General features: G+C 58.9%; 17 protein-coding genes and 1 pseudogene. 13 read left to right on the top strand and 5 right to left on the bottom strand.

The annotated features are described in order from the left end of the window. The first annotated feature begins 162 nt into the window (after nt 1-162). The 12 genes from BN1800_RS27695 to BN1800_RS27750 all read left to right on the top strand — a co-directional run bounded on the left by BN1800_RS27695 (nt 163) and on the right by BN1800_RS27750 (nt 12,180). Entirely contained in the window at nt 163-879 is a 717-nt protein-coding gene (locus tag BN1800_RS27695; RefSeq protein ID WP_087002004.1) for a GntR family transcriptional regulator, read from the top strand. Then, complete coding sequence (locus tag BN1800_RS27700; RefSeq protein WP_087002006.1) at nt 876-1,787, top strand: dihydrodipicolinate synthase family protein; 912 nt, start codon at nt 876-878, stop codon at nt 1,785-1,787. Before BN1800_RS27695 ends, BN1800_RS27700 begins: the two co-directional genes overlap by 4 nt. Continuing rightward, nucleotides 1,780-3,297: an aldehyde dehydrogenase gene (locus BN1800_RS27705; protein WP_087002007.1), complete on the top strand. Its 1,518-nt coding sequence runs from the start codon at nt 1,780-1,782 to the stop codon at nt 3,295-3,297. Before BN1800_RS27700 ends, BN1800_RS27705 begins: the two co-directional genes overlap by 8 nt. Further along, on the top strand, nt 3,294-4,640 hold the full coding sequence (locus BN1800_RS27710; protein ID WP_087002009.1) for an NAD(P)/FAD-dependent oxidoreductase: 1,347 nt from the start codon (nt 3,294-3,296) through the stop codon (nt 4,638-4,640). The genes BN1800_RS27705 and BN1800_RS27710 overlap by 4 nt, the downstream gene beginning before the upstream one ends. 81 nt (nt 4,641-4,721) lie before the next feature. Further along, nucleotides 4,722-5,567, top strand: a complete 846-nt coding sequence (locus tag BN1800_RS27715) for a glycine betaine ABC transporter substrate-binding protein (protein WP_087002012.1) — start codon at nt 4,722-4,724, stop codon at nt 5,565-5,567. Between the two features lie 92 nt (nt 5,568-5,659). Beyond that, on the top strand, nt 5,660-6,751 hold the full coding sequence (locus tag BN1800_RS27720; RefSeq protein ID WP_087002014.1) for a quaternary amine ABC transporter ATP-binding protein: 1,092 nt from the start codon (nt 5,660-5,662) through the stop codon (nt 6,749-6,751). A 22-nt stretch (nt 6,752-6,773) separates the two neighbouring features. Continuing rightward, nucleotides 6,774-7,622 (top strand): ABC transporter permease, encoded by an 849-nt coding sequence (locus BN1800_RS27725; protein ID WP_087002016.1) that lies wholly within the window; start codon nt 6,774-6,776, stop codon nt 7,620-7,622. Continuing rightward, complete coding sequence (locus tag BN1800_RS27730) at nt 7,619-8,470, top strand: ABC transporter permease (protein WP_087002017.1); 852 nt, start codon at nt 7,619-7,621, stop codon at nt 8,468-8,470. Before BN1800_RS27725 ends, BN1800_RS27730 begins: the two co-directional genes overlap by 4 nt. Before the next feature lie 100 nt (nt 8,471-8,570). Next, nucleotides 8,571-9,581 carry a GlxA family transcriptional regulator gene (locus BN1800_RS27735; RefSeq protein WP_087002038.1) on the top strand — a complete coding sequence of 337 codons (1,011 nt, stop codon included), beginning with the start codon at nt 8,571-8,573 and terminating at the stop codon, nt 9,579-9,581. A gap of 2 nt (nt 9,582-9,583) precedes the next feature. Continuing rightward, complete coding sequence (locus tag BN1800_RS27740; protein ID WP_087002019.1) at nt 9,584-10,318, top strand: MOSC domain-containing protein; 735 nt, start codon at nt 9,584-9,586, stop codon at nt 10,316-10,318. 279 nt (nt 10,319-10,597) lie between these two features. After that, a complete protein-coding gene (locus BN1800_RS27745; protein ID WP_244564671.1) occupies nt 10,598-11,539 on the top strand; it encodes a LysR substrate-binding domain-containing protein in 942 nt (313 codons plus the stop codon). Nucleotides 11,540-11,778: 239 nt separating this feature from the next. Next, nucleotides 11,779-12,180 carry a hypothetical protein gene (locus BN1800_RS27750; RefSeq protein WP_087002022.1) on the top strand — a complete coding sequence of 134 codons (402 nt, stop codon included), beginning with the start codon at nt 11,779-11,781 and terminating at the stop codon, nt 12,178-12,180. 272 nt (nt 12,181-12,452) lie between these two features. Here the strand turns inward: BN1800_RS27750 and BN1800_RS27755 are convergent, their stop codons facing one another. From BN1800_RS27755 to BN1800_RS27765, 3 genes are all read right to left on the bottom strand, one after another. Then, on the bottom strand, nt 12,453-13,298 hold the full coding sequence (locus tag BN1800_RS27755; RefSeq protein WP_087002024.1) for a carbohydrate ABC transporter permease: 846 nt from the start codon (nt 13,296-13,298) through the stop codon (nt 12,453-12,455). Between the two features lie 6 nt (nt 13,299-13,304). Further along, nucleotides 13,305-14,243: a carbohydrate ABC transporter permease gene (locus tag BN1800_RS27760; RefSeq protein WP_087002026.1), complete on the bottom strand. Its 939-nt coding sequence runs from the start codon at nt 14,241-14,243 to the stop codon at nt 13,305-13,307. Between the two features lie 83 nt (nt 14,244-14,326). After that, nucleotides 14,327-15,574 (bottom strand): ABC transporter substrate-binding protein, encoded by a 1,248-nt coding sequence (locus BN1800_RS27765; RefSeq protein WP_087002028.1) that lies wholly within the window; start codon nt 15,572-15,574, stop codon nt 14,327-14,329. Between the two features lie 490 nt (nt 15,575-16,064). On the opposite strand from BN1800_RS27765, the gene BN1800_RS27770 reads away from it, so the two are divergent. Next, nucleotides 16,065-17,099, top strand: coding sequence for a LacI family DNA-binding transcriptional regulator (locus BN1800_RS27770; RefSeq protein WP_087002030.1), 1,035 nt, complete (start codon nt 16,065-16,067; stop codon nt 17,097-17,099). A gap of 26 nt (nt 17,100-17,125) precedes the next feature. On the opposite strand, the gene BN1800_RS27775 is transcribed toward BN1800_RS27770, so the two are convergent. Both BN1800_RS27775 and BN1800_RS27780 read right to left on the bottom strand, forming a co-directional pair. After that, nucleotides 17,126-18,061: an alpha/beta hydrolase gene (locus BN1800_RS27775; RefSeq protein ID WP_087002032.1), complete on the bottom strand. Its 936-nt coding sequence runs from the start codon at nt 18,059-18,061 to the stop codon at nt 17,126-17,128. Next, nucleotides 18,058-18,289: pseudogene (locus BN1800_RS27780) on the bottom strand (gfo/Idh/MocA family oxidoreductase); the annotation flags it as partial. The gene BN1800_RS27775 and the pseudogene BN1800_RS27780, both read right to left, overlap by 4 nt.

The raw sequence follows: 18,289 nt of genomic DNA on the forward strand, positions 1-18,289 counted from the left end.
TTCACCTGAGACCTCGCGGGCTCGCGAGCGTCGAAATGGTCGATCTGTGAATTGTATTTTTGCGCAATACCAATTGTATACGCAAAGTACACAAATGTTGACTCCAGCGCCGAGCCATGCGAACGTGGGCTGGTCAGATAAAAAAAGAGGCTGAGATAACCGATGGCGAAGAGCGTCAAGAGCAATCTCTACGATGACTTGAAGCGTCAGATCCTGACGATGGAGCTGGACCCGGACGCCGACCTGGACGAGGCGAGTCTAAGCGAGCGGTACGGTCTGTCCCGAACGCCCGTTCGGGACATATTCCGCCGTCTCGCGGGCGAGGGTTACGTCGACATTCGCGAGAACAGGGGTGCGCGGGTCATCCCGATGAACCACTCCACTCTGCGGAACTTCTTTCTCGTCGCGCCGATGATCTACGCGGCGATCGGCCGTCTCGCGGTGCAGAACTTCAAGCCCGCCCAGCTCTCAGACCTGAAGCAAACTCAAGAGCGATTCCGCGCCGCCAGCGAGAATATGGACGTTCTGGCGATGGTGATCGAGAACAACCGCTTTCACGAGATCTTCGGGGAGATGTCGGCCAACGTCTACCTGCAGCCCAGCCTGGGCCGGCTTCTCATCGATCACGCGCGTATTGGTCACACGTTCTTCCGGCCCAGGAACGACGACATGAAACGCCGGCTCCAATTGGCTGTCGAGCATCACGACAGCTTCATCGAGGCGCTTAGCGTTCATGACGAGGACGCGGTGGTCGACCTTGTCTTCGAGCACTGGGAATTGTCTCGCGAGAACATGGAGATGTTCATCGCGCCGCAAGGGCTCAAGGCGGACGCCTTCGTCGGCGGTCCGGCTGCGCAACCATTGGAGAGGTCGTCGTGAAGTTTGAGGGGATCTATACGCCGGCGGTGACGCCGCTCGACCGGGATGGGCAGATAGACCGCGTGGCATTTTCCGCGGTCATCGAGCACCTCATCGATGCGGGCGTGCACGGCGTCATCGTCGGCGGCTCGACGGGCGAGTATTACGCCCAGAGCAGCCAGGAGCGCTTCGAACTTGCGGCCTATGCCAAGGACGTCATCGGTACCCGGCTGCCGCTCGTCATTGGGACGGGCGCAACGAGAACCGAAGACTCGGTCGAGTACGCGAAGGCGGCAAAGGAAATCGGCGCGGACGCGATCCTCGTGTCCTCGCCACCCTACGCACTGCCGACAGAACGTGAGAACGCAGTCCATGCACTGACTGTCGATCGCGCGGCCAACCTGCCGATCATGCTCTACAACTATCCGGCTCGCATGGGCGTCATGATGGCGGAGGAGTATTTTTCCCGCGTCGGCAAATCCAGGAACGTGGTCGCCATCAAGGAAAGTTCTGGCGACATGGGCAACCTTCATCTTCTTGCCCGCAAGTATCCGCACATCTCGCTCTCCTGCGGCTGGGACGACCAGGCTCTCGAATTTTTCGCATGGGGCGCGAAGAGCTGGGTATGCGCCGGATCCAACTTCCTTCCGCGCGAGCACGTCGCACTTTACGAAGCCTGCGTCCTGGAAAAGAACTTCGACAAGGGTCGCGCGATCATGACGGCGATGCTGCCGCTTATGGATTTCCTGGAATGCGGGAAGTTCGTCCAGTCGATCAAGCATGGATGCGAGTTGATCGGCCTGAATGCAGGGCCGGTACGCGCACCGCTGCGTCCGCTGAATTCCGAAGAAAAGCAAACTCTTCAGACCGTTGTCGCCACGTTGAAGCGCACGGTCGCGCAGATCACGTCGGGAGCAAATCATGCATGAACCCTTGACCGCTGTCGAATACAAGGCGATCGCCGCAGGCCTTCAATTCCCGACGAATGCATTCATCGACGGCGCATTCCGTCCGGCGCATTCCGGCCAGACATTCACGTCTACAAACCCTGCCACGGGCGAGGTTCTTGCCGAAATCACCGCGTGCGATGCCACCGACGTGGACTACGCCGTGACTAAGGCCAAGCAAGCCTTCGACGATGGCCGCTGGCGGTTGCGTTCGCCTGGCGAGCGCAAGGCCGTGCTCCTCGAGCTCGCCAAGTTGCTGGAGCGCAATCGTCATGAGCTCGCCGTTATGGAAAGCTTGGACAGTGGCAAGCCGATCCGCGAATGCCAGACGGTCGACGTTCCCGATACCATTCATACCATTCGCTGGCATGCCGAACTGATCGACAAGCTTTACGACAGCACCGCACCTGTCGGGGCGAATGCACTGACAATGATCGTCCGCGAACCTGTCGGTGTGGTCGGATGTGTGCTTCCGTGGAATTTCCCGCTGCTGATGCTAGCCTGGAAGATCGGTCCGGCTCTTGCAGCCGGCTGCTCGGTGATCGTGAAGCCTGCGCAGGAAACGACGCTCACCACGCTGCGGGTCGCCGAACTTGCCCATGACGCAGGGATCCCTGCGGGCGTCTTCAACGTTGTTACCGGCGGCGGCAAGGAGGTCGGCGAACCGATCGGCATGCACATGGATGTCGACATGGTGGCCTTTACCGGATCGACACCCACCGGCCGTCGCTTCCTGCGCTATGCCGCCGACTCCAACCTCAAGCGCGTCGTGCTCGAATGCGGAGGCAAGAATCCCGCGGTCGTTCTCGACGACGCCGAAGACCTCGACCTTGTCGCCGAGCAGGTGGTCAACGGTGCCTTCTGGAACATGGGCGAGAACTGCTCGGCCACGTCGCGGCTTATTGTCCATGCCAAGGTCAAGGACGAGTTGCTGAAGCGCATCGGAGCCTACATGCGCGAATGGAAGACGGGCGATCCGCTCGATCCCGAAAACCGCATCGGTGCGCTCGTCAGCAAGACCCACTTCGAGAAGGTGAAATCCTTCCTCGACGACGCGAAGCAGGAGAAGCTTTCAGTCGCTCACGGCGGCGACACGCATGGCGGCATCTTCATCGAGCCGACGGTGGTCGATGGCGTGACGCCTTCCAGCCGCCTTTTTCAGGAGGAGATCTTTGGGCCGGTCCTTTCGGTCACCCCCTTCAATTCGCTCAGTGAAGCCGTCACTCTTGCCAACGACACGAACTATGGCCTCACGGCGTCCGTCTATACCGCAAGCCTGAGGAACGCCATCAAGCTTTCGCGCGAAATCCGTGCCGGCGTCGTCACCGTCAACTGCTTCGGAGAAGGGGACGCGACCACGCCGTTCGGCGGCTACAAGGAGTCCGGGTTCGGCGGCCGCGACAAGTCGGTCTTTGCCCACGACAACTACTGCGAACTCAAGACGATCTGGATCGACGTCTCGGATCGTTCGGTCGACGAGACGACCCGATGACCCGGCATGTGATCAAGCGTCTGCCGATCGACACCGGCACTTCGGGATGGGAGGCGATCAGCGAACGTACCTTTCCCGCAACGGCGCTTGACTACGATATTACGGCTGACTGGCTGATCATCGGCGCGGGATTTGCCGGCCTGTCGGCGGCTGAGCGTCTCTCACAACTGCGGCCCCAAGATAAGATTGTCGTCCTGGAGGCTCGTGAACTTGCGAAGGGACCGGCCGGGAGGAATTCCGGCTTCATGATCGACGTGCCGCATAACTTGTCGGCAGGCGAATACTCGTCAGCAGACGAGCAGGCAAGCAAGGACGAGATCAGACAGAACCGGTTGGCGATCGCCTTCGCGGCTGGTGTCGCGGCCGAATACGACCTGTCTAGGGAAACGTTCGATCCGTCAGGCAAGGTAAATGCCGCAGCCTCCGACCGCGGGCTCGGCCTCAACGACAATTACCGCAAATCTCTTGAAAAGATCGGCGAGGAACACCGCGTTCTCGACGCCGGCCAAATGCGGGAAATGACGGGCTCGCGCTATTATCGCGGGGGGCTTTACACCCCAGGCGCCGTGATGATCCAGCCCGCCGACTATATCCGTGGCCTGGCGCACGGGCTTCGATCGAAGGTTGCCATCTACGAACATTCGCCGGTGCTGCAGCTTTCACGCGAAGGCAACTCTTGGAAGGCGAAGTCCAGCCGCGGATCTGTTTCCGCACCGAAGGTCATTTTAGCCGTAAACGGCCACGTCGAAAGCTTTGGCCACTTCCGTGGACGGCTGATGCACATCTTCACATACGCGTCGATGACCGCCGCCTTCTCCCAGAACGAGTTCGCAGGGGACGTTACCGGCACCGATCGATGGGCACTGTTGCCGGCAGATCCCATGGGAGCGACAGTACGCAAGATCACCACCAATGGGCTTTCCAGGATCGTCATCAGGACGAGGTTCACATACGACCCAGGTCTCAAGGTGTCGGAGAGGCGTGTCGCCTCTGTGGCTGCCGAGCAGCGTCGGTCGTTCGACGCCCGCTTCCCCGGACTGGAAAGCCTGCCGATGGAATACAGCTGGGCCGGTGCGCTGTGCCTCAGCAGGAACCATGTGCCAGCATTCGGCGAAGTGGAAGAGGGCCTTTTCTCGGCGTGTTGCGAGAATGGTCTAGGCACCGTCAAGAGCACCCTCGCGGGATTGATGGCCGCCGATCTGGCGGCCGGCGCGGATAGCCCCGAACTCGACAAATACAAGAACCAGCCGGAGCCGAGCAGGTTGCCTCCCGAGCCCGTCGCGTGGCTGGGGGTCAATTCGGTCATCCGCTTTCAGGAATTGCGTGCAGGCCGCGAGGGATGATCCCTCGGCCCACGCAATATGAAGACTGCGCTGCCCGCAGGACTTCGATGAGAATGGGAACGAGAACTAGGAGTAAGAACAATGAAGGCTTTGTGGAAGGCGCTCTGCGCCGCTGCGATGATCGGAATGAGCATGCTTCCAGCGCACGCGGAAGAAAAGACGATCAACATGGGCACGCTGTCGTGGGAAGACCTGACGCCCATCACCGGAATAACAAAGAAGGTTCTTGAGGACGCCGGCTACACCGTGAAGGTGACCGAGTTCTCCGAATGGGGCATTGCCTATGCCGCGCTTGCCAAGGGCGACATCCAGGTTCTCGCCTCTCAGACGGACTACGTCGCTCAGGACTACTGGGACAAGAACAAGAACCGTCTCGAAAAAATTTCGCCCGTCTCGCATGGTCTCTACCAGGGTGTTGCCGTTCCTAAGTACGTCCCCATCGATTCGCTCGAACAGCTCAACGAAAATGCCGATAAGTTCGGCGGCAAGATCATCGGGATCGAGCCGGGCTCCGGCCTAATGCGCGACACGTCGAACGCGGTCAAGGACTACGATATCAAGCTGCAGCTTGTCGAAGGCAGCACGGCCGCGATGACCGCGGCGCTGAAATCCGCCTATGACCGCAAGGAATGGGTCGCGGTGACGATCTGGGAACCGTCATGGATGGTCCAGAAGTACGAGGTGAAGTACCTGAAGGACCCAAAGGGCGTCTTCCCGCCGCCGCAGAGCTACTACTGGATCGGCCAAAAGGGCTTTTCGGAAGAGAACCCGCATGCACGCGAAGTGATGGCCAGCGTCTACGTTCCACTCGCCGACATCACCACCATCAATGGCCAGGTCAAGGACGGCAAGACGATGGACCAGGCTGTCCAGGACTGGATCGGCGCCCATGCCGATCTAATCAAGCGCTGGGAAAACATCAAGTAATACTGGCCGCGTCGTGGCCGTCCGATCTCGTCGGGCGGCCGCCCTGAAGCCAACGAGAAAAGCCAGCGCCAATTGGCTCAAAGGGGATCGCTATGAAAACCGAAAATGTCGATACCAATGAAGTCCTGATTGACTGCCAATCCCTCTGGAAGGTCTTCGGAGACAAGTCCTCTGCCGCGATGAAGTCCCTCGCTCAGCGCGGTCTCAGCAAAAAACAGGTTCTGCAGGAGTTCAACTGTGTTGTCGGCGTGTCCGAGGCGAGCATCCAGGTGCGGCGCGGCGAAATCTTCTGCATCATGGGACTGTCGGGGAGCGGAAAGTCGACGCTCATCCGTCTGCTCAACAAGCTGATCACGCCGAGTGCGGGAAAGGTCCTAGTGAAGGGACGCGACTTGGCTGCCATGTCGCCTGCTGATCTTAGGCAGATGCGCGCCCGCAATATCGGAATGGTATTTCAAAGCGTGGCTCTGTTGCCGCACAGAACGGTGCTCGAAAACGCGGCCTTTGGCCTTGAGGTGCAGGGAATTCCGAAACCCGAGCGAAACGAGACTGCGAGTGCGGCTTTGGAGAAGGTCGGCCTTGCCGACTGGGTGACCCGCTATCCCGGGGAACTTTCCGGCGGCATGCAGCAACGCGTCGGTCTTGCCCGCGCGCTCGCCGCCGACCCCGAAATCATCCTTATGGACGAGCCGTTCAGCGCGCTCGATCCCCTTATCCGTCGCCAGCTTCAGGATGAGTTCAGGCAACTGACCAAGGCGCTCGGCAAGTCTGCGGTTTTCATCACGCATGATTTGGACGAAGCGATCCGGATCGGCGATCGCATCGCCATCATGAAGGATGGTGTGATCATTCAGACCGGCACGGCCGAGGAGATCATTCTCAATCCCGCCGACGCCTACGTCGCCGAATTCGTTGCCGGCATATCCCGCCTTCATCTGATCAAGGCACATTCTGTCATGCGCAGCGTCACCGAGTTTCAGCGGAGCGAGCCAAACTCAGACATTTCGTCGCTGGCGCGCACCACGCCGGATGCCGACATCGACGAACTCATCACGTTGACGATGCAGTCGGAACGCGACGCCATCGCCGTCGTAGACAACGATCGGGTTGTCGGCGTGGTTACGCCACGGAGCCTCCTGATGGGCGTCAAGGGAACTTCCACGAACGATCTCGCGGCGGCATAACCCCTCACTGGAGCTTAATGACATGGACAGTTCAGGCTTCACCGATATTTTTGACGAATGGACAGACTCCGCGCTCGAATGGGTGAGTGACAACGGGGAGGTCCTTTTCGATTACATCCGATGGGGTCTCGAAGGACTCCATGACGCCATCCTGTGGCTCCTGGAACTTCCACCGTTTTATGTGGTTGCTCTCGTCGTAGCGCTTGTCGGCTGGCGGCTGGTCAATGCCTGGTTCGCCGTCCTGAGTGGTGCTGCACTCGCGCTCTGCTTTTCCATGGGCCTTTGGCCGGAGACGATGAGCACGTTGGCTCTGGTGCTGACAGCCACCGTACTTGCGTTGGCCATCGGAATCCCGATCGGTATTGCAGCCGGGTTCTTTACCGCCCTGGATCGCTTCATGGAGCCTGGCCTGGATTTGATCCAGACGCTTCCGCCGTACATCTACCTGCTGCCTGCGATCGCGCTGCTTGGCTACGGGCCGGCCACGGCGCTCATTGCGACTGTCGTCGTCGCCATGCCTCCAGCTATCCGGCTGACCTCTCTCGGTATCCGAATGACGCCTAAGGAGTTCATCGAGCTCGGCGAGGCAAGCGGCATCACGCCAGGCCAGATGTTCTTCAAGATCCGCCTTCCGTTTGCGCTTCCTAGCATCATGGCGGGGATCAACCAAAGCCTGATGATGGCATTCGGCATGGTCGTCATCGCAGGCATCGTCGGATCCGGCGGGCTGGGGGAAACCATCTATGGAGCTATCCGAACGCTCGACATCGCGACCTCGATCAACGGAGCGATTGCCATCGTGGTTCTCACCATGGTGCTTGACCGGATAACCCAGAGCGCAGCACGCCTCGGTGCGGGGAGGACGTCATGAACCCTTCGATCTTGCAGTTTTCCCCCGGCGCCTTCCTGGCACCGGCAGTCGATTGGCTCAACACCAACCTTCATCCACTGTTTGCTGCGATCAGTTATGGCGTCGAAGCTGTCCTTTCGGGAATCGAGGCTGCACTCCTTTTTGTGCCACCCTATGCGCTGATTGTGATTGTCATCGTCTTGGCATTCGTGGCCGTGGGCCTCCGCTCCGCAATCCTTGCCGGCCTTTGCCTCTGTTTCTGCCTGCTCGTGGGGCTATGGACGGCGTCGATGCAGACTGTTGCTCTGGTTACCGTTGCTGTGTTGATATCCGTGCTCATCGCGTTTCCGATCGGCGTGCTATGTTCGCGCCACAAGACCTTGGAGGCAATGGTACGCCCGGTTCTCGACGTGATGCAGACGGTTCCGCCGTGGGTCTACCTTATCCCGGCGGTCATGATCTTCGGCCTCGGGAGGGTGCCGGCAATTATCGCCACTATCGTTTATGGCATTCCGCCAATGCTGCGTTTGACGACACTGGCATTCAACCAGGTGCCGAAGGAGTTCATGGAGCTCGGCAGCGCCATCGGCGCCCATCCGCGATCGGTGCTTTGGAAGATCGAGATCCCTCTTGCGAAGCAAACGCTTCTCGTCGGGCTCAACCAGTGCATTCTTCTGTCTCTGGCGATGGTGGTGCTGGCCGGCCTCGTGGGAGCGGGTGGCCTTGGTGCAGAGGTGACACGCGGTTTAACACGTATGGAGATGGGCCTTGGGTTGCGAGCCGGCCTGGCAATCGTCGCAGTCGCCCTGCTGCTCGACCGGTCGTCCCGCGGGCTGTTTAATCGCAACAGTCTTTCAAAGCCGAGATGAAAAATGGCTTCTTCTGCATCGATGAACACTGCTTGCTCGCAGTTTTCGGATCAAATCAACGTCTGCTCCAGGCGAGCAAATGTACCAGGGAGACAATATGATGCGACCGGAAGATTTCCGAACGGGAAATGCCACGTTACCTCCTAAGCGTCTTAAGGTAGGCTTCGTTCTGGCTCGATCGTTTACGCTTTCGGCCTTTGCGCTATTCGTCGACACCTTGCGCCTGGCGAGTGACGAAGCTGATCGTTCCGGAAGGGTCCTTGCCGATTGGCAGGTGCTCGGAAGTACCAGACATCTGATTACATCGAGCTGCGGTGTCCAGGTCGCTCCCACGTCGGACTTCGTCGATCCGTCCCGTTTCAACTACATCATCGTGGTTGGCGGGCTGCTTTGCGTGGAGCGGCCTGTTGACCAGGAAACGGTTGCCTTCCTGAAGCGCGCCTCCATCCAGAAAGTGCCGCTGATTGGGCTCTGCACCGGTTCGTTCATTCTTGCGGATGCCGGACTGATGACACGTCATGAGACGTGCGTAAGCTGGCTGCATGCCAAGAGTTTCCGGGAGAGGTTTCCCGATCTTCCGGTGCGGTCGGATCGGATTTTCAATCTCGATCGCCAGCGCGGGTCTTGCGCAGGCGGAAGCAGCGCTGCCGACATGGCTGCCTTGCTTGTGCGACGATACATCAGCCGGGAGGCTGAGCGAAACGCCTTGGAGGTTTTGCAGATCGAAAAGGCGCGGTCTCCAGCGGATGTACAGCCCCGCCGGCCGCTCCACGAAAATTACGACGATGCACGCGTGAAGGCTGCGATGATCACGATGGAACAGCATCTGGAAGACGGGATCTCGATCCCGGCGCTGGCGTCGTCGGTGGGACTGTCGCGGCGCCAACTCGAGCGCGTATTCCTTGAGAAGACTGGAATGTCGCCAGCCCAGGCCTATACCCGTGTGCGCATGGAGCGTGCAAAGTCATTGCTGGCCCATTCAAGACTTCCGATGATCGAGATTGCCCTCGACGTCGGTTTCGAAAACGCGTCTCATTTCACGAGAACGTTCAAGCGCCTATTCGGACAGACTCCCTCCCAGCTTCGCGCTGCGACCGTGGGAGTTCATTAAACGTGCGTCAAATAGGTAGTATCGGTGAACTTTGGCGCTATCCGGTAAGCTCAGTGGCGGGAGAGAGACTGGATCATGCTGAGGTTTCCGTCGACGGAGTGGTCGGTGATCGACGGTTTGCCCTGGTGGAGGTAGCGACGGGAACTGTTGCCCATCCCGAACGCGATCAGCGTTGGCATAAAGCCATATTCGTCAAATCCAGGACTACGGCTACCGGCGGAGTGGAAGTCCAAGTGCCAGACCAAGATTGGCTTGCCATCGGCGCACCACATCTCGCCGGCCTTTTGTCTGCATTCTTCGGTTTCGAAGTGACTGTGAGACCGTATGAGCGATCCGGATACGGTACGGCCGAACCGGAATTTGCCGTCAATCGATATGATGTTGCGCCACTCCATCTGCTCACAAGCGCTTCTGTGGAATACCTTAAATCCATCCATCCCGACGGCGATCCAGACCGCCGGAGATTTAGGCCTAATATATTCGTGAAATCTGATATCGGCATCAAAGGCTTTGCCGAGTTGGACTGGATCGGTCGGCCGCTCCGCCTGGGAGCAGTCTCAAACGCCGTAGTCGCGCCGACGAAGCGTTGTGGGTTTACAATTATCGCTCAGGAAGGCCTCGAGAATGATCCTGAAATGCTCAGGAATGTCATTCGGTATGGCAACCGGAATATGGGTGTCTATTGCCGACCTGGTCATCGCGGTATTTTGAGGGTCGGCGACGCGGTGCTTCTTTAAGACGGGAACCGGCGCCCCCACGCTTCAGCGCCTTTTTGCCGAATTAGACGGTTCTAGAGAACGGGAAACGTTTTCCATCCGCCCGCTGCCGCGTCTGAGCCGTAACTCGGACTATAATTCGGCCTTATGCTACGATCGTGATGAAATCCTGCAGAACGTCCTCTCCAATGGCATTTCTCAACCGGATAGGACATAACTCAATGTAATGCTAAAGAGACTGGCGGTTAAGGTCATGGGAGGTCCGTTGTCTTGGTGAGTTTGCGTAGAAAGCTCCCTCCTTTGACCGGATTGACCGCATTCGAAGCTGTTGCCCGGCTAGGGAGCTTCACCAAGGCCGCGAGTGAATTGGGCGTCACGCAAGCAGCCGTCAGCCGCCAGATCCATCTGCTGGAAAAAGACCTTGGCGTTCCGCTCTTCAGGCGCTTGCATCGAAGGATCGAAGCCACAGACAAGGGCCGGACCCTTTCTGCGGCTACAACGACGGCCTTTAACCTTGTGGCTGACACGATCGCGGAAATAAAAAGGGACGAAAGCCACGAAGGCCTTACGATTTCGGCCAGCGTCGCCTTCTCCCATTTCTGGCTACTGCCGAAGATCGCCTCATTTTCTAAAAAGTACCCGGAGATCCCGCTTCGGATCATCTCTCAAGACAATGCTGCAAGCCTCGATGGAAGCGATATCGATTTGGCGATCCGTTATGGAAATGGGATGTGGCCAGACGGTCGAGCCGAACTTCTCTTCGAGGACGAGATTTTTCCGGTCTGCAGCCCGGATTATGCCGAGCAGCTGGAGCAGTTTGCAGACCTGCACGAATTAACGCGGCACCCTCTAATCAGCTCTGACACTGAAGATCCAAGCTGGACCGGATGGGACGAATGGTTCGCCGCGTTTGCGATTCAGGCCCCGAAACGGCCGTCAGGCTTGCGATGCAGTTTTTATACCGAAGCTATCTACGCGGCCTTGAACGGTCAGGGTATTGCATTGGGGTGGAAGCGTCTGGTCAAAAACTTGTTGGATCAGAAAGCTCTGGTCAGACTTACCCGGCATTCGGTCACTACACGAAACGGCTACTTCCTCATCGAGCCGTCGCGAAGCACCAAGAATGCTCGCGTTGCACAGTTTGTCGAGTGGCTGAGGGTTGAAGCGCGGGACCTGGAACCAAACCCGTCGTTCAAAGATAAGTCGTCGCTAAAAAGCTCGTCGGACACGCGGCCAGGGTAATTTATGCCATTGGCTCGGCCGTCCCACGTATCTTTGAACCTTCGCCACAAAACGACGCGCTTTCGGTTGATCCCCAACTCGATTCAGCTCTTCCCAAACACCACCAGCCGTCTGAACGGGTGCTCGAAGTGTAAGAATCGGAAACACTTTGTGACTAAGCTACTACGAATATTACGTTTTTCTATCTTGTCGCGCGGGCAACGCTGAAGGATATTAGCGCGACATGAGAGGTAGCCATCATGATCAGAATGATTGATGACCCAGCGGAGCTGGCGGGTGAGGACATCACCGGCAAATATATTCTGCGGAAGCTGAACTACCACTGGTTCGCCTACGGCAAGGCCGCCATCGTCACCGCGTGCAAGGGAACCATTCTGCACCTCGACCGCGAAGAGACAGTTCATTCGGAACGCTGGGGCCGCCGCGCCTATACCGGAGCCGGGAAACGCTATCCAGGCGGCATCTGTCCTATCTCGGCAGTCGCCTGCATCTGTGACACACCAGACGATGTCAACGCTGTCATCCAGCTGGATGTTGAGGCGCAGGACGAATTCTATCAGCTGATCGCCAAGACTGAAGCTAGGGTTCACGCTCTCGCCGCTTCCTCACAAAACAGCTTCTTTCTGGCAGCTGCCGAATAAGGCGGTTGATGACCGCCGTTGATGGGATCGGTAGCCCCGGAATTCTACAAACATAGGCTCATCGCGAAAATTCTATCTCAAGGCCGGCCCCGTGGCAGTCTCGATTTGGGCGAAGACGAAACATCACCTTATGATCGCATTCGCCGCCAGCGAGACATTGCTGATCTCGTTATGCGCTTTCTGAAGGCGGTCGGGCGCGGCGGACGAGCTCTTCGCCAATCCCCTTGAGGTTGATGATGTCTTTCGCGCCGCGTGGCAAGCTCGGGACCGCTTTAGCTCTTCACGGAACCGGCGGTCATACCGGCCAGGAAATAGCGCTGGGCGACGAGGTATAGAACCAGAAGCGGAAGCGATCCCAGCACGCTCATCGCCATCATCTCGTTCCATTCGAAGGCGTGTTGTCCCATCAGGAGCTGGATGCCGATGGGCACCGTTCTGAGATCCATCGACTTGGTGAGCGTCAGGGCGAAGAGGAATTCGTTCCAGGCCAGCAGAAAGGTGTAGACCGCCGTCGCGACGATCCCGGGGACCGAGACGGGGACGATCACCCGCCACAGGGCCGTCCAGCTCGATCCGCCATCCACCATAACCGCTTCGTCGAGTTCCTTCGGAAGCGTGTTAAAATAACCGGTCATCAGGAGCACGGCGTAGGGCAGGGTGAAGACCATGTAGGTCATAACCAGCGCCAGATAGGTATCGAATATCCGGAACGCCACGACCATGCCGAAATAGGGGATGAGCAGGGTAATCGGCGGAACGGTCTGCGTGCTGATGATGAAGACGTTCAACGTGTTCTTGAAGCGGAACGAATAGCGGCTGAAGGCGTAGGCAGTCAGGATCGCGATCACCACCGTCAGAAAGGTCACGACGCTGGCGACGAAATAGCTGTTGATGAAGAACCGGACCTTCACGGGGTCGTTGAAGATCGTGAGATACGCCGCGATCGTGAAGGTTTTCGGCTGAAGCGTGGGCGGGAGGGCGAAGATCTCGGTGTTGGATTTCAGGGAGCTGAAGAACATCCAGACGATCGGGAAGGCCGCGAAGACGAGGCCGATGGCAAGCCCGATATAGGTGAGGATGGTCGGCAGGACCGTGTTTTTGAAGGAACGCTTTGCCATGGCCGCTTACCTGCGCTGCTGGTGCTTGATGTAGAAGTAGGTGACGCTCATCGAGATGATGAGAATGATGATCGCGCTGGCCGAGGCGAGCGAGAATTCATAACGGGCAAAAGCGAGCTTGTAGGTGAATGTGGAAAGCATTTCCGTCGAGTAGATCGGACCGCCTCCCGTCGTCATCCATACGAGCGGGAAGACCTGCATCGTCCAGATGAAATCCAGGAGCGCGATGCTGACGATGATCGGCATGAGCTGGGGAATGGTGATATGCCAGAACATGTCGAATTCGTTGGCGCCGTCGATGCTGGCGGCTTCGTACAACTCCTTCGGAATGCCCTGGAGGCCGGCAAGCAGGCTAACCATGTAGAGCGGATAGCCTGCCCAGATGTTCGCGAAGGTGAGCGCATGGATTGCGGTGCTCGTGGAGGAGAACCACTCGACCTTGAAGTCGATGACGTGGAGCGCCAACAGCACGCTGTTGACGACACCGTTCGGGTCGAGCAGTAGGCGCCATATAATGGCGATGATGACAGCCGTAAACAGCCACGGCAGGATGTAGAGAACGCGCAGGATGCTGCGAATGACCGGGTCGACACGTGTCGTATTCAGCAGAAGCGCGAAGGCGAGGCCGATGATGAAATGGAAGACCACGCTCATCACCGTGAAATAGAGCGTCTGGCCGACCGATTGCCAGAAAACCGGATCCGCGAAGATGGTGATGTAGTTCTGCAATCCGGCGAAGGCAGCGTCCTTCTTCATGATGGCACCGTCCATCAGCGAATAGCGTAGGACCATCAGCATGGGAAACAGCATCAACAGGACGAGGAGAAACGTGGCCGGCGACACGTAGAGATACGGTACCAGCTTTCTCAGGGTGTTATAGCTCAGCCAGCCCTTCTTGTGCGTCCTTGTCTGTGCCGTGGTCAATGCCGGAGCGGAACCAATCATTGTGCGACTTTCCAATGTGCCGGAAACTGACGATTTGCACCGACGGCGCAGTTGCGCCGCCGGTGCTGGTAAAACATCGTCGATCAGAACTTGGCCAGCCAGGCCTTCTGCGCATTGGCGACCGCTTCCTTGGTCGTCTGGCCGCCATCGAACACCTTCTGGACTTCGACGTTCAGGTCGCGCATCAACTCTTCGGCGACCGGAAGGCCGACGAATTCGTTGGCCGGATAGCCGCTTTGGAAGATCTTGAAGGCTTCCGCGAAGATCGGGTCGGAGGCGACGAAGTCGGGCTTCGCATGGACGTTGCCGGGGAAGGCGTTGGCGATCGACACGAGACGCCCGTTCACTTCCGGGCTCATCAGATATTCGACCAGCTTCCAGGCCTCGTCCTTGTGCTCGCTGCCTTCGCTGATGCCAATGCCCCAGGATGCGTACGGCATGCCGCGTTTGCCCGTGTAGCCGTCGGCGGCCGGCAACGCGGAGATGCCGAATTTGAGATTCGGACTGCGCTCGCGGATGAGGTTAACGTGCGCGAGCGAATCGACCATCATGCCGACGCGGCCATTGACGAATTCCTCGACCTTGTCCTGTTCCTTCTTCGCGAAGATGCCGGGCGAGATGACGTGCGCCTTGTTCAGCGACTCGATGTAGTCGAGCGTGCCGACGACGGCCTCGTTTTCGAGGTCCGGCTTGCCGTCCTTCAACATGGAGGCGCCTGAGGCCCAGACCCAGGACATCACGTCGTTCTGGATGCCGCCCGGGGACTGCAGCGACAGCGGCAGCACCCAGCCGTACTGGTTCTTGGAGGCATCGGTCATCTTCTTCGCGGCGTCAGCGAATTCGCTGCGCGTGGACGGCATCTTGTCGATGCCGGCAGCCTTGGCTAGATCCATGTTTACGAAGACCGGATAGACGAAGGAGGCAAGCGGGAACATCACGCTCTTGCCGTCGACCTTGACGATATCGGCAAGCTGGGTCCTATCGTAGCCCACCTCGTCCATCAGATCGTCCATCGAAGCGATGGCGCCCTGCTTGGCGAGGCTGTTGACCCATGCGCCATCGAGGCCCACCACGTCGCTCAGCGTGCTAGAAGCGGCGCCGACGACGATCTGGTCGCGTGTCGTGGCATAGGGACCGCTGACGAGCGTGACCTTGATGCCGGGGTTCTTGGCTTCGAAATCATCCATGATGCCGCGCAACGCGCCGGCGGGCATCTCCGGTTCCCACCACTGGATGAACTCGATCGTGGTGTCTGCGAATGCGGACGTGGCACAGAGCGCCCAAGCGGCCGCGGCGGCTCTAATACTCCTGCTGAAATTGTTGAATCTCATGTCTACCTCCCGTTAGACGTTCAATGGATCGATCCTCCCGAAGATCGCTTGAAGAGTAGGTTCCCGGACGCCCCTGCCTGTCAACAAGGAAGCGCTTGAAAGGTGCCATCATGGCATCATCAAGACACCGATTTTCATGATAAATTGTTGATTTAAAACAATTTAAAAAATTTTGCGCGCGAAAAGTTCTTGCATCATTTTTATTGCTTGCGACGTGTTTTTTCTTTACTTTCGTAAGCAAATGAAAGTTTGCCCAATGTGCCGGAATTCCGGCGTCGAGAATTCACACCTCGTTCTTCGGACAACGGCGCGGGGTTCCGGTTTGCGAGGTCTTCGAGAATGCTTCTGCTCGAAACGGCAATGGGTTGCCCGGTGCGGCTTGATACGATTTATCTATTGCCTAATTTCGCCTGTCATTGAATGTCTTGCTGCGTGTGCAAAGGCAGATTCGACCGTTAGTGAAACGATCCGCACGGCGGTAAGGAATTGAATGGCCAAGAAGACTTACAGATCCATGGACGACTTCGCCAGCGCCTGCGGCGTATCGCGTCCGACGCTGTCGAAGTATTTTGACGATCCGACGCTGATCAAGGATGTTACGCGCAAGCGGATCGAGGCGGCCCTCAAGAAATCGAACTTCGAGCCGAACCTCTTTGCGCGGCACCTCAACCGCAAGCGGACCAAGAACATTGGAATCATCGTCCCCACGATGTCGGATCCTTTCTATGTCCAGGTCGTGTCTTTGATCGAGCTCAAGCTGCGTGCCAAGGGATTCTGGCCGGTGCAGCTTTCGTCGCATACGCGACCCGAGCTGGAAGAGGAGGCGGTGCGGACGCTGCTATCGCTGAAGGTGGCCGGTGTGATCGTGGCGCCCCTGGGGTCCGGCTCGCGCCGTTCGGCCCTGGAAAGGCTGACGGATGCCATACCGGTTGTCTGCTTCGACAATCCTGCAAGCGCCGACCTGCCTTTCGTCGGAAACGACAATTCTCAGAGCGTGGCGGAAATCGTTCAGTATCTTTGCCGATCCGGCGAGCCGCCGATTTTCCTCGATGTTCCGCATCTGACGGAAAATGCGGGCGAGCGACAGGAGAGCTACCGCGCCGCAATGATCAAGGAGGGACATTCGCCGCTGGTCATCGATTGCGACGCGCCGCCCTCCTGGGAGTTCGAACGGCTCGGCTACGAGCAGATGCGGAGAATTCTCGCGAAGAATGGCCTGCCCGGCAAGACGCTTTTGTGCGCCAACGATCGTTTTGCCTTCGGTGCAATGGCTGCGGCTTTTGCTTCGGGATTGAAGATCGGCCGCACCGAGACGTGCGATGTGCGCATTGCCGGCCACGACGACCATCCGCTCAGCCGATACGCCTGCCCCTCGCTGACGACCATGGCCCAGAATGCCTCTGAGATCGCGGCGAATGCCGTGGAACTGCTGTTGGGCGGCATCGAGGATCGGGAAGCCGACCGGAAGGTTGCGGCAAACAAAGTCATCCTCGAGGCGACCCTCGTCATGCGCGACTCCGCCTGAGCGTCTTCAGATCCTGCCCGCGGAGGTCACGGGCCGAACGCCGGATCCATCCGACGCCAGGCCGCCACGATGGCATCCAGTGCTTCGCGCGCTTCCGGTATTGCGCGCCCCATTGAAACGAAACCGTGGATCTGGCCCGGCCATATGCGGCAGGTGCAGCTCGCTTCTGCCTCGAGGCGCCGCGCATAGGCGTGGCCCTCGTCGAAGAGCACGTCGTGTCCCGCCAGGACTAGGAATGCCGTTGCAACGCCTTTCAGCGATGCTGCCAGAAGGGGGGAGGCACGCCAGTCAACCCCGCCGGCGCCTTCCGGGATGTAGTGATCCCGGAACCATCGCATGCCCTTGGCCGTCAGGCCGAAATCCTGCGCATAGCGGTAATAGCTTTCCGACGTCTGCCGCTGATCGGTGACCGGATAGATCAGCACCTGTCCGATGACCGCCGGCAGCGTTCCGTCGCGCGCCAGAAGGGCGACGACGGCGGCGAGGTTTCCGCCGGCGCTGTCTCCCGCAATGAGGATGCGGGTCGGATCGATACCGAGCGCGCCGGCCTGTTCGTTCATCCAGATGAGCGCGCCGACGCAGTCATCGATCGCTGCGGGAAAGGGATGCTCGGGTGCAAGGCGATAGTCGGGCGAAACCACGACGGCGCCGGCTGCATTGGCGAGGTTCCGGCAGATGTCCTCGTGGGTCTCCGGCGCTCCGATCACCCAACCGCCGCCGTGGAGATAGAGCAGCGCCGGCTGGCGGCCGCGCGGCGCATGCCGCCCGCGCCATACTTTCAGTCGAATACCGCCCGCCTGCCTTTCCAGGACTTCGCCGACGCCTTCGAGCGGCCACTGCTTGTCCGCGAAGCGGTCGAGATATTGGCGCCGCGCTTCTTCCGGCGTGCAATCTTCCACCGGCTTCAGCGGGGTGCCTGGCCATGCGAGGGCACGCCTTGCAGATTCGTCCAATCCCGTCATGACAGCAGGCTCCGGGCCTCGTCTTCCCGCAGTTCCTTCGGCTGCGCGACAGTTCCGGAAACGGCCTGGGCGGTGCCGATTTCGCCGGCACGCAGGATCGCTTCCATGACTTCCAGCACGTGCAGGGCGAGATCGCCGGACGCACGGGGCGGCCGTCCCTCGACGATCGATCGGGCCAGATCGGCAAGGCCGAGCATCCGATAGTTGGCGCGGTCCGGAGCGGCGGCC

This window comes from Rhizobium sullae, assembly GCF_900169785.1.
GTDB lineage: Bacteria > Pseudomonadota > Alphaproteobacteria > Rhizobiales > Rhizobiaceae > Rhizobium > Rhizobium sullae.

Bases quoted from the DNA above. Each gene is read 5' to 3' on its own strand.
- BN1800_RS27695 (WP_087002004.1), top strand. From the start codon at position 163: ATGGCGAAGAGCGTCAAGAGCAATCTCTACGATGACTTGAAGCGTCAG.
- BN1800_RS27705 (WP_087002007.1), top strand. From the start codon at position 1,780: ATGCATGAACCCTTGACCGCTGTCGAATACAAGGCGATCGCCGCAGGC.
- BN1800_RS27710 (WP_087002009.1), top strand. From the start codon at position 3,294: ATGACCCGGCATGTGATCAAGCGTCTGCCGATCGACACCGGCACTTCG.
- BN1800_RS27715 (WP_087002012.1), top strand. From the start codon at position 4,722: ATGAAGGCTTTGTGGAAGGCGCTCTGCGCCGCTGCGATGATCGGAATG.
- BN1800_RS27720 (WP_087002014.1), top strand. From the start codon at position 5,660: ATGAAAACCGAAAATGTCGATACCAATGAAGTCCTGATTGACTGCCAA.
- BN1800_RS27725 (WP_087002016.1), top strand. From the start codon at position 6,774: ATGGACAGTTCAGGCTTCACCGATATTTTTGACGAATGGACAGACTCC.
- BN1800_RS27730 (WP_087002017.1), top strand. From the start codon at position 7,619: ATGAACCCTTCGATCTTGCAGTTTTCCCCCGGCGCCTTCCTGGCACCG.
- BN1800_RS27735 (WP_087002038.1), top strand. From the start codon at position 8,571: ATGCGACCGGAAGATTTCCGAACGGGAAATGCCACGTTACCTCCTAAG.
- BN1800_RS27750 (WP_087002022.1), top strand. From the start codon at position 11,779: ATGATCAGAATGATTGATGACCCAGCGGAGCTGGCGGGTGAGGACATC.
- BN1800_RS27755 (WP_087002024.1), bottom strand. From the start codon at position 13,298: ATGGCAAAGCGTTCCTTCAAAAACACGGTCCTGCCGACCATCCTCACC.
- BN1800_RS27760 (WP_087002026.1), bottom strand. From the start codon at position 14,243: ATGATTGGTTCCGCTCCGGCATTGACCACGGCACAGACAAGGACGCAC.
- BN1800_RS27765 (WP_087002028.1), bottom strand. From the start codon at position 15,574: ATGAGATTCAACAATTTCAGCAGGAGTATTAGAGCCGCCGCGGCCGCT.
- BN1800_RS27770 (WP_087002030.1), top strand. From the start codon at position 16,065: ATGGCCAAGAAGACTTACAGATCCATGGACGACTTCGCCAGCGCCTGC.
- BN1800_RS27775 (WP_087002032.1), bottom strand. From the start codon at position 18,061: ATGACGGGATTGGACGAATCTGCAAGGCGTGCCCTCGCATGGCCAGGC.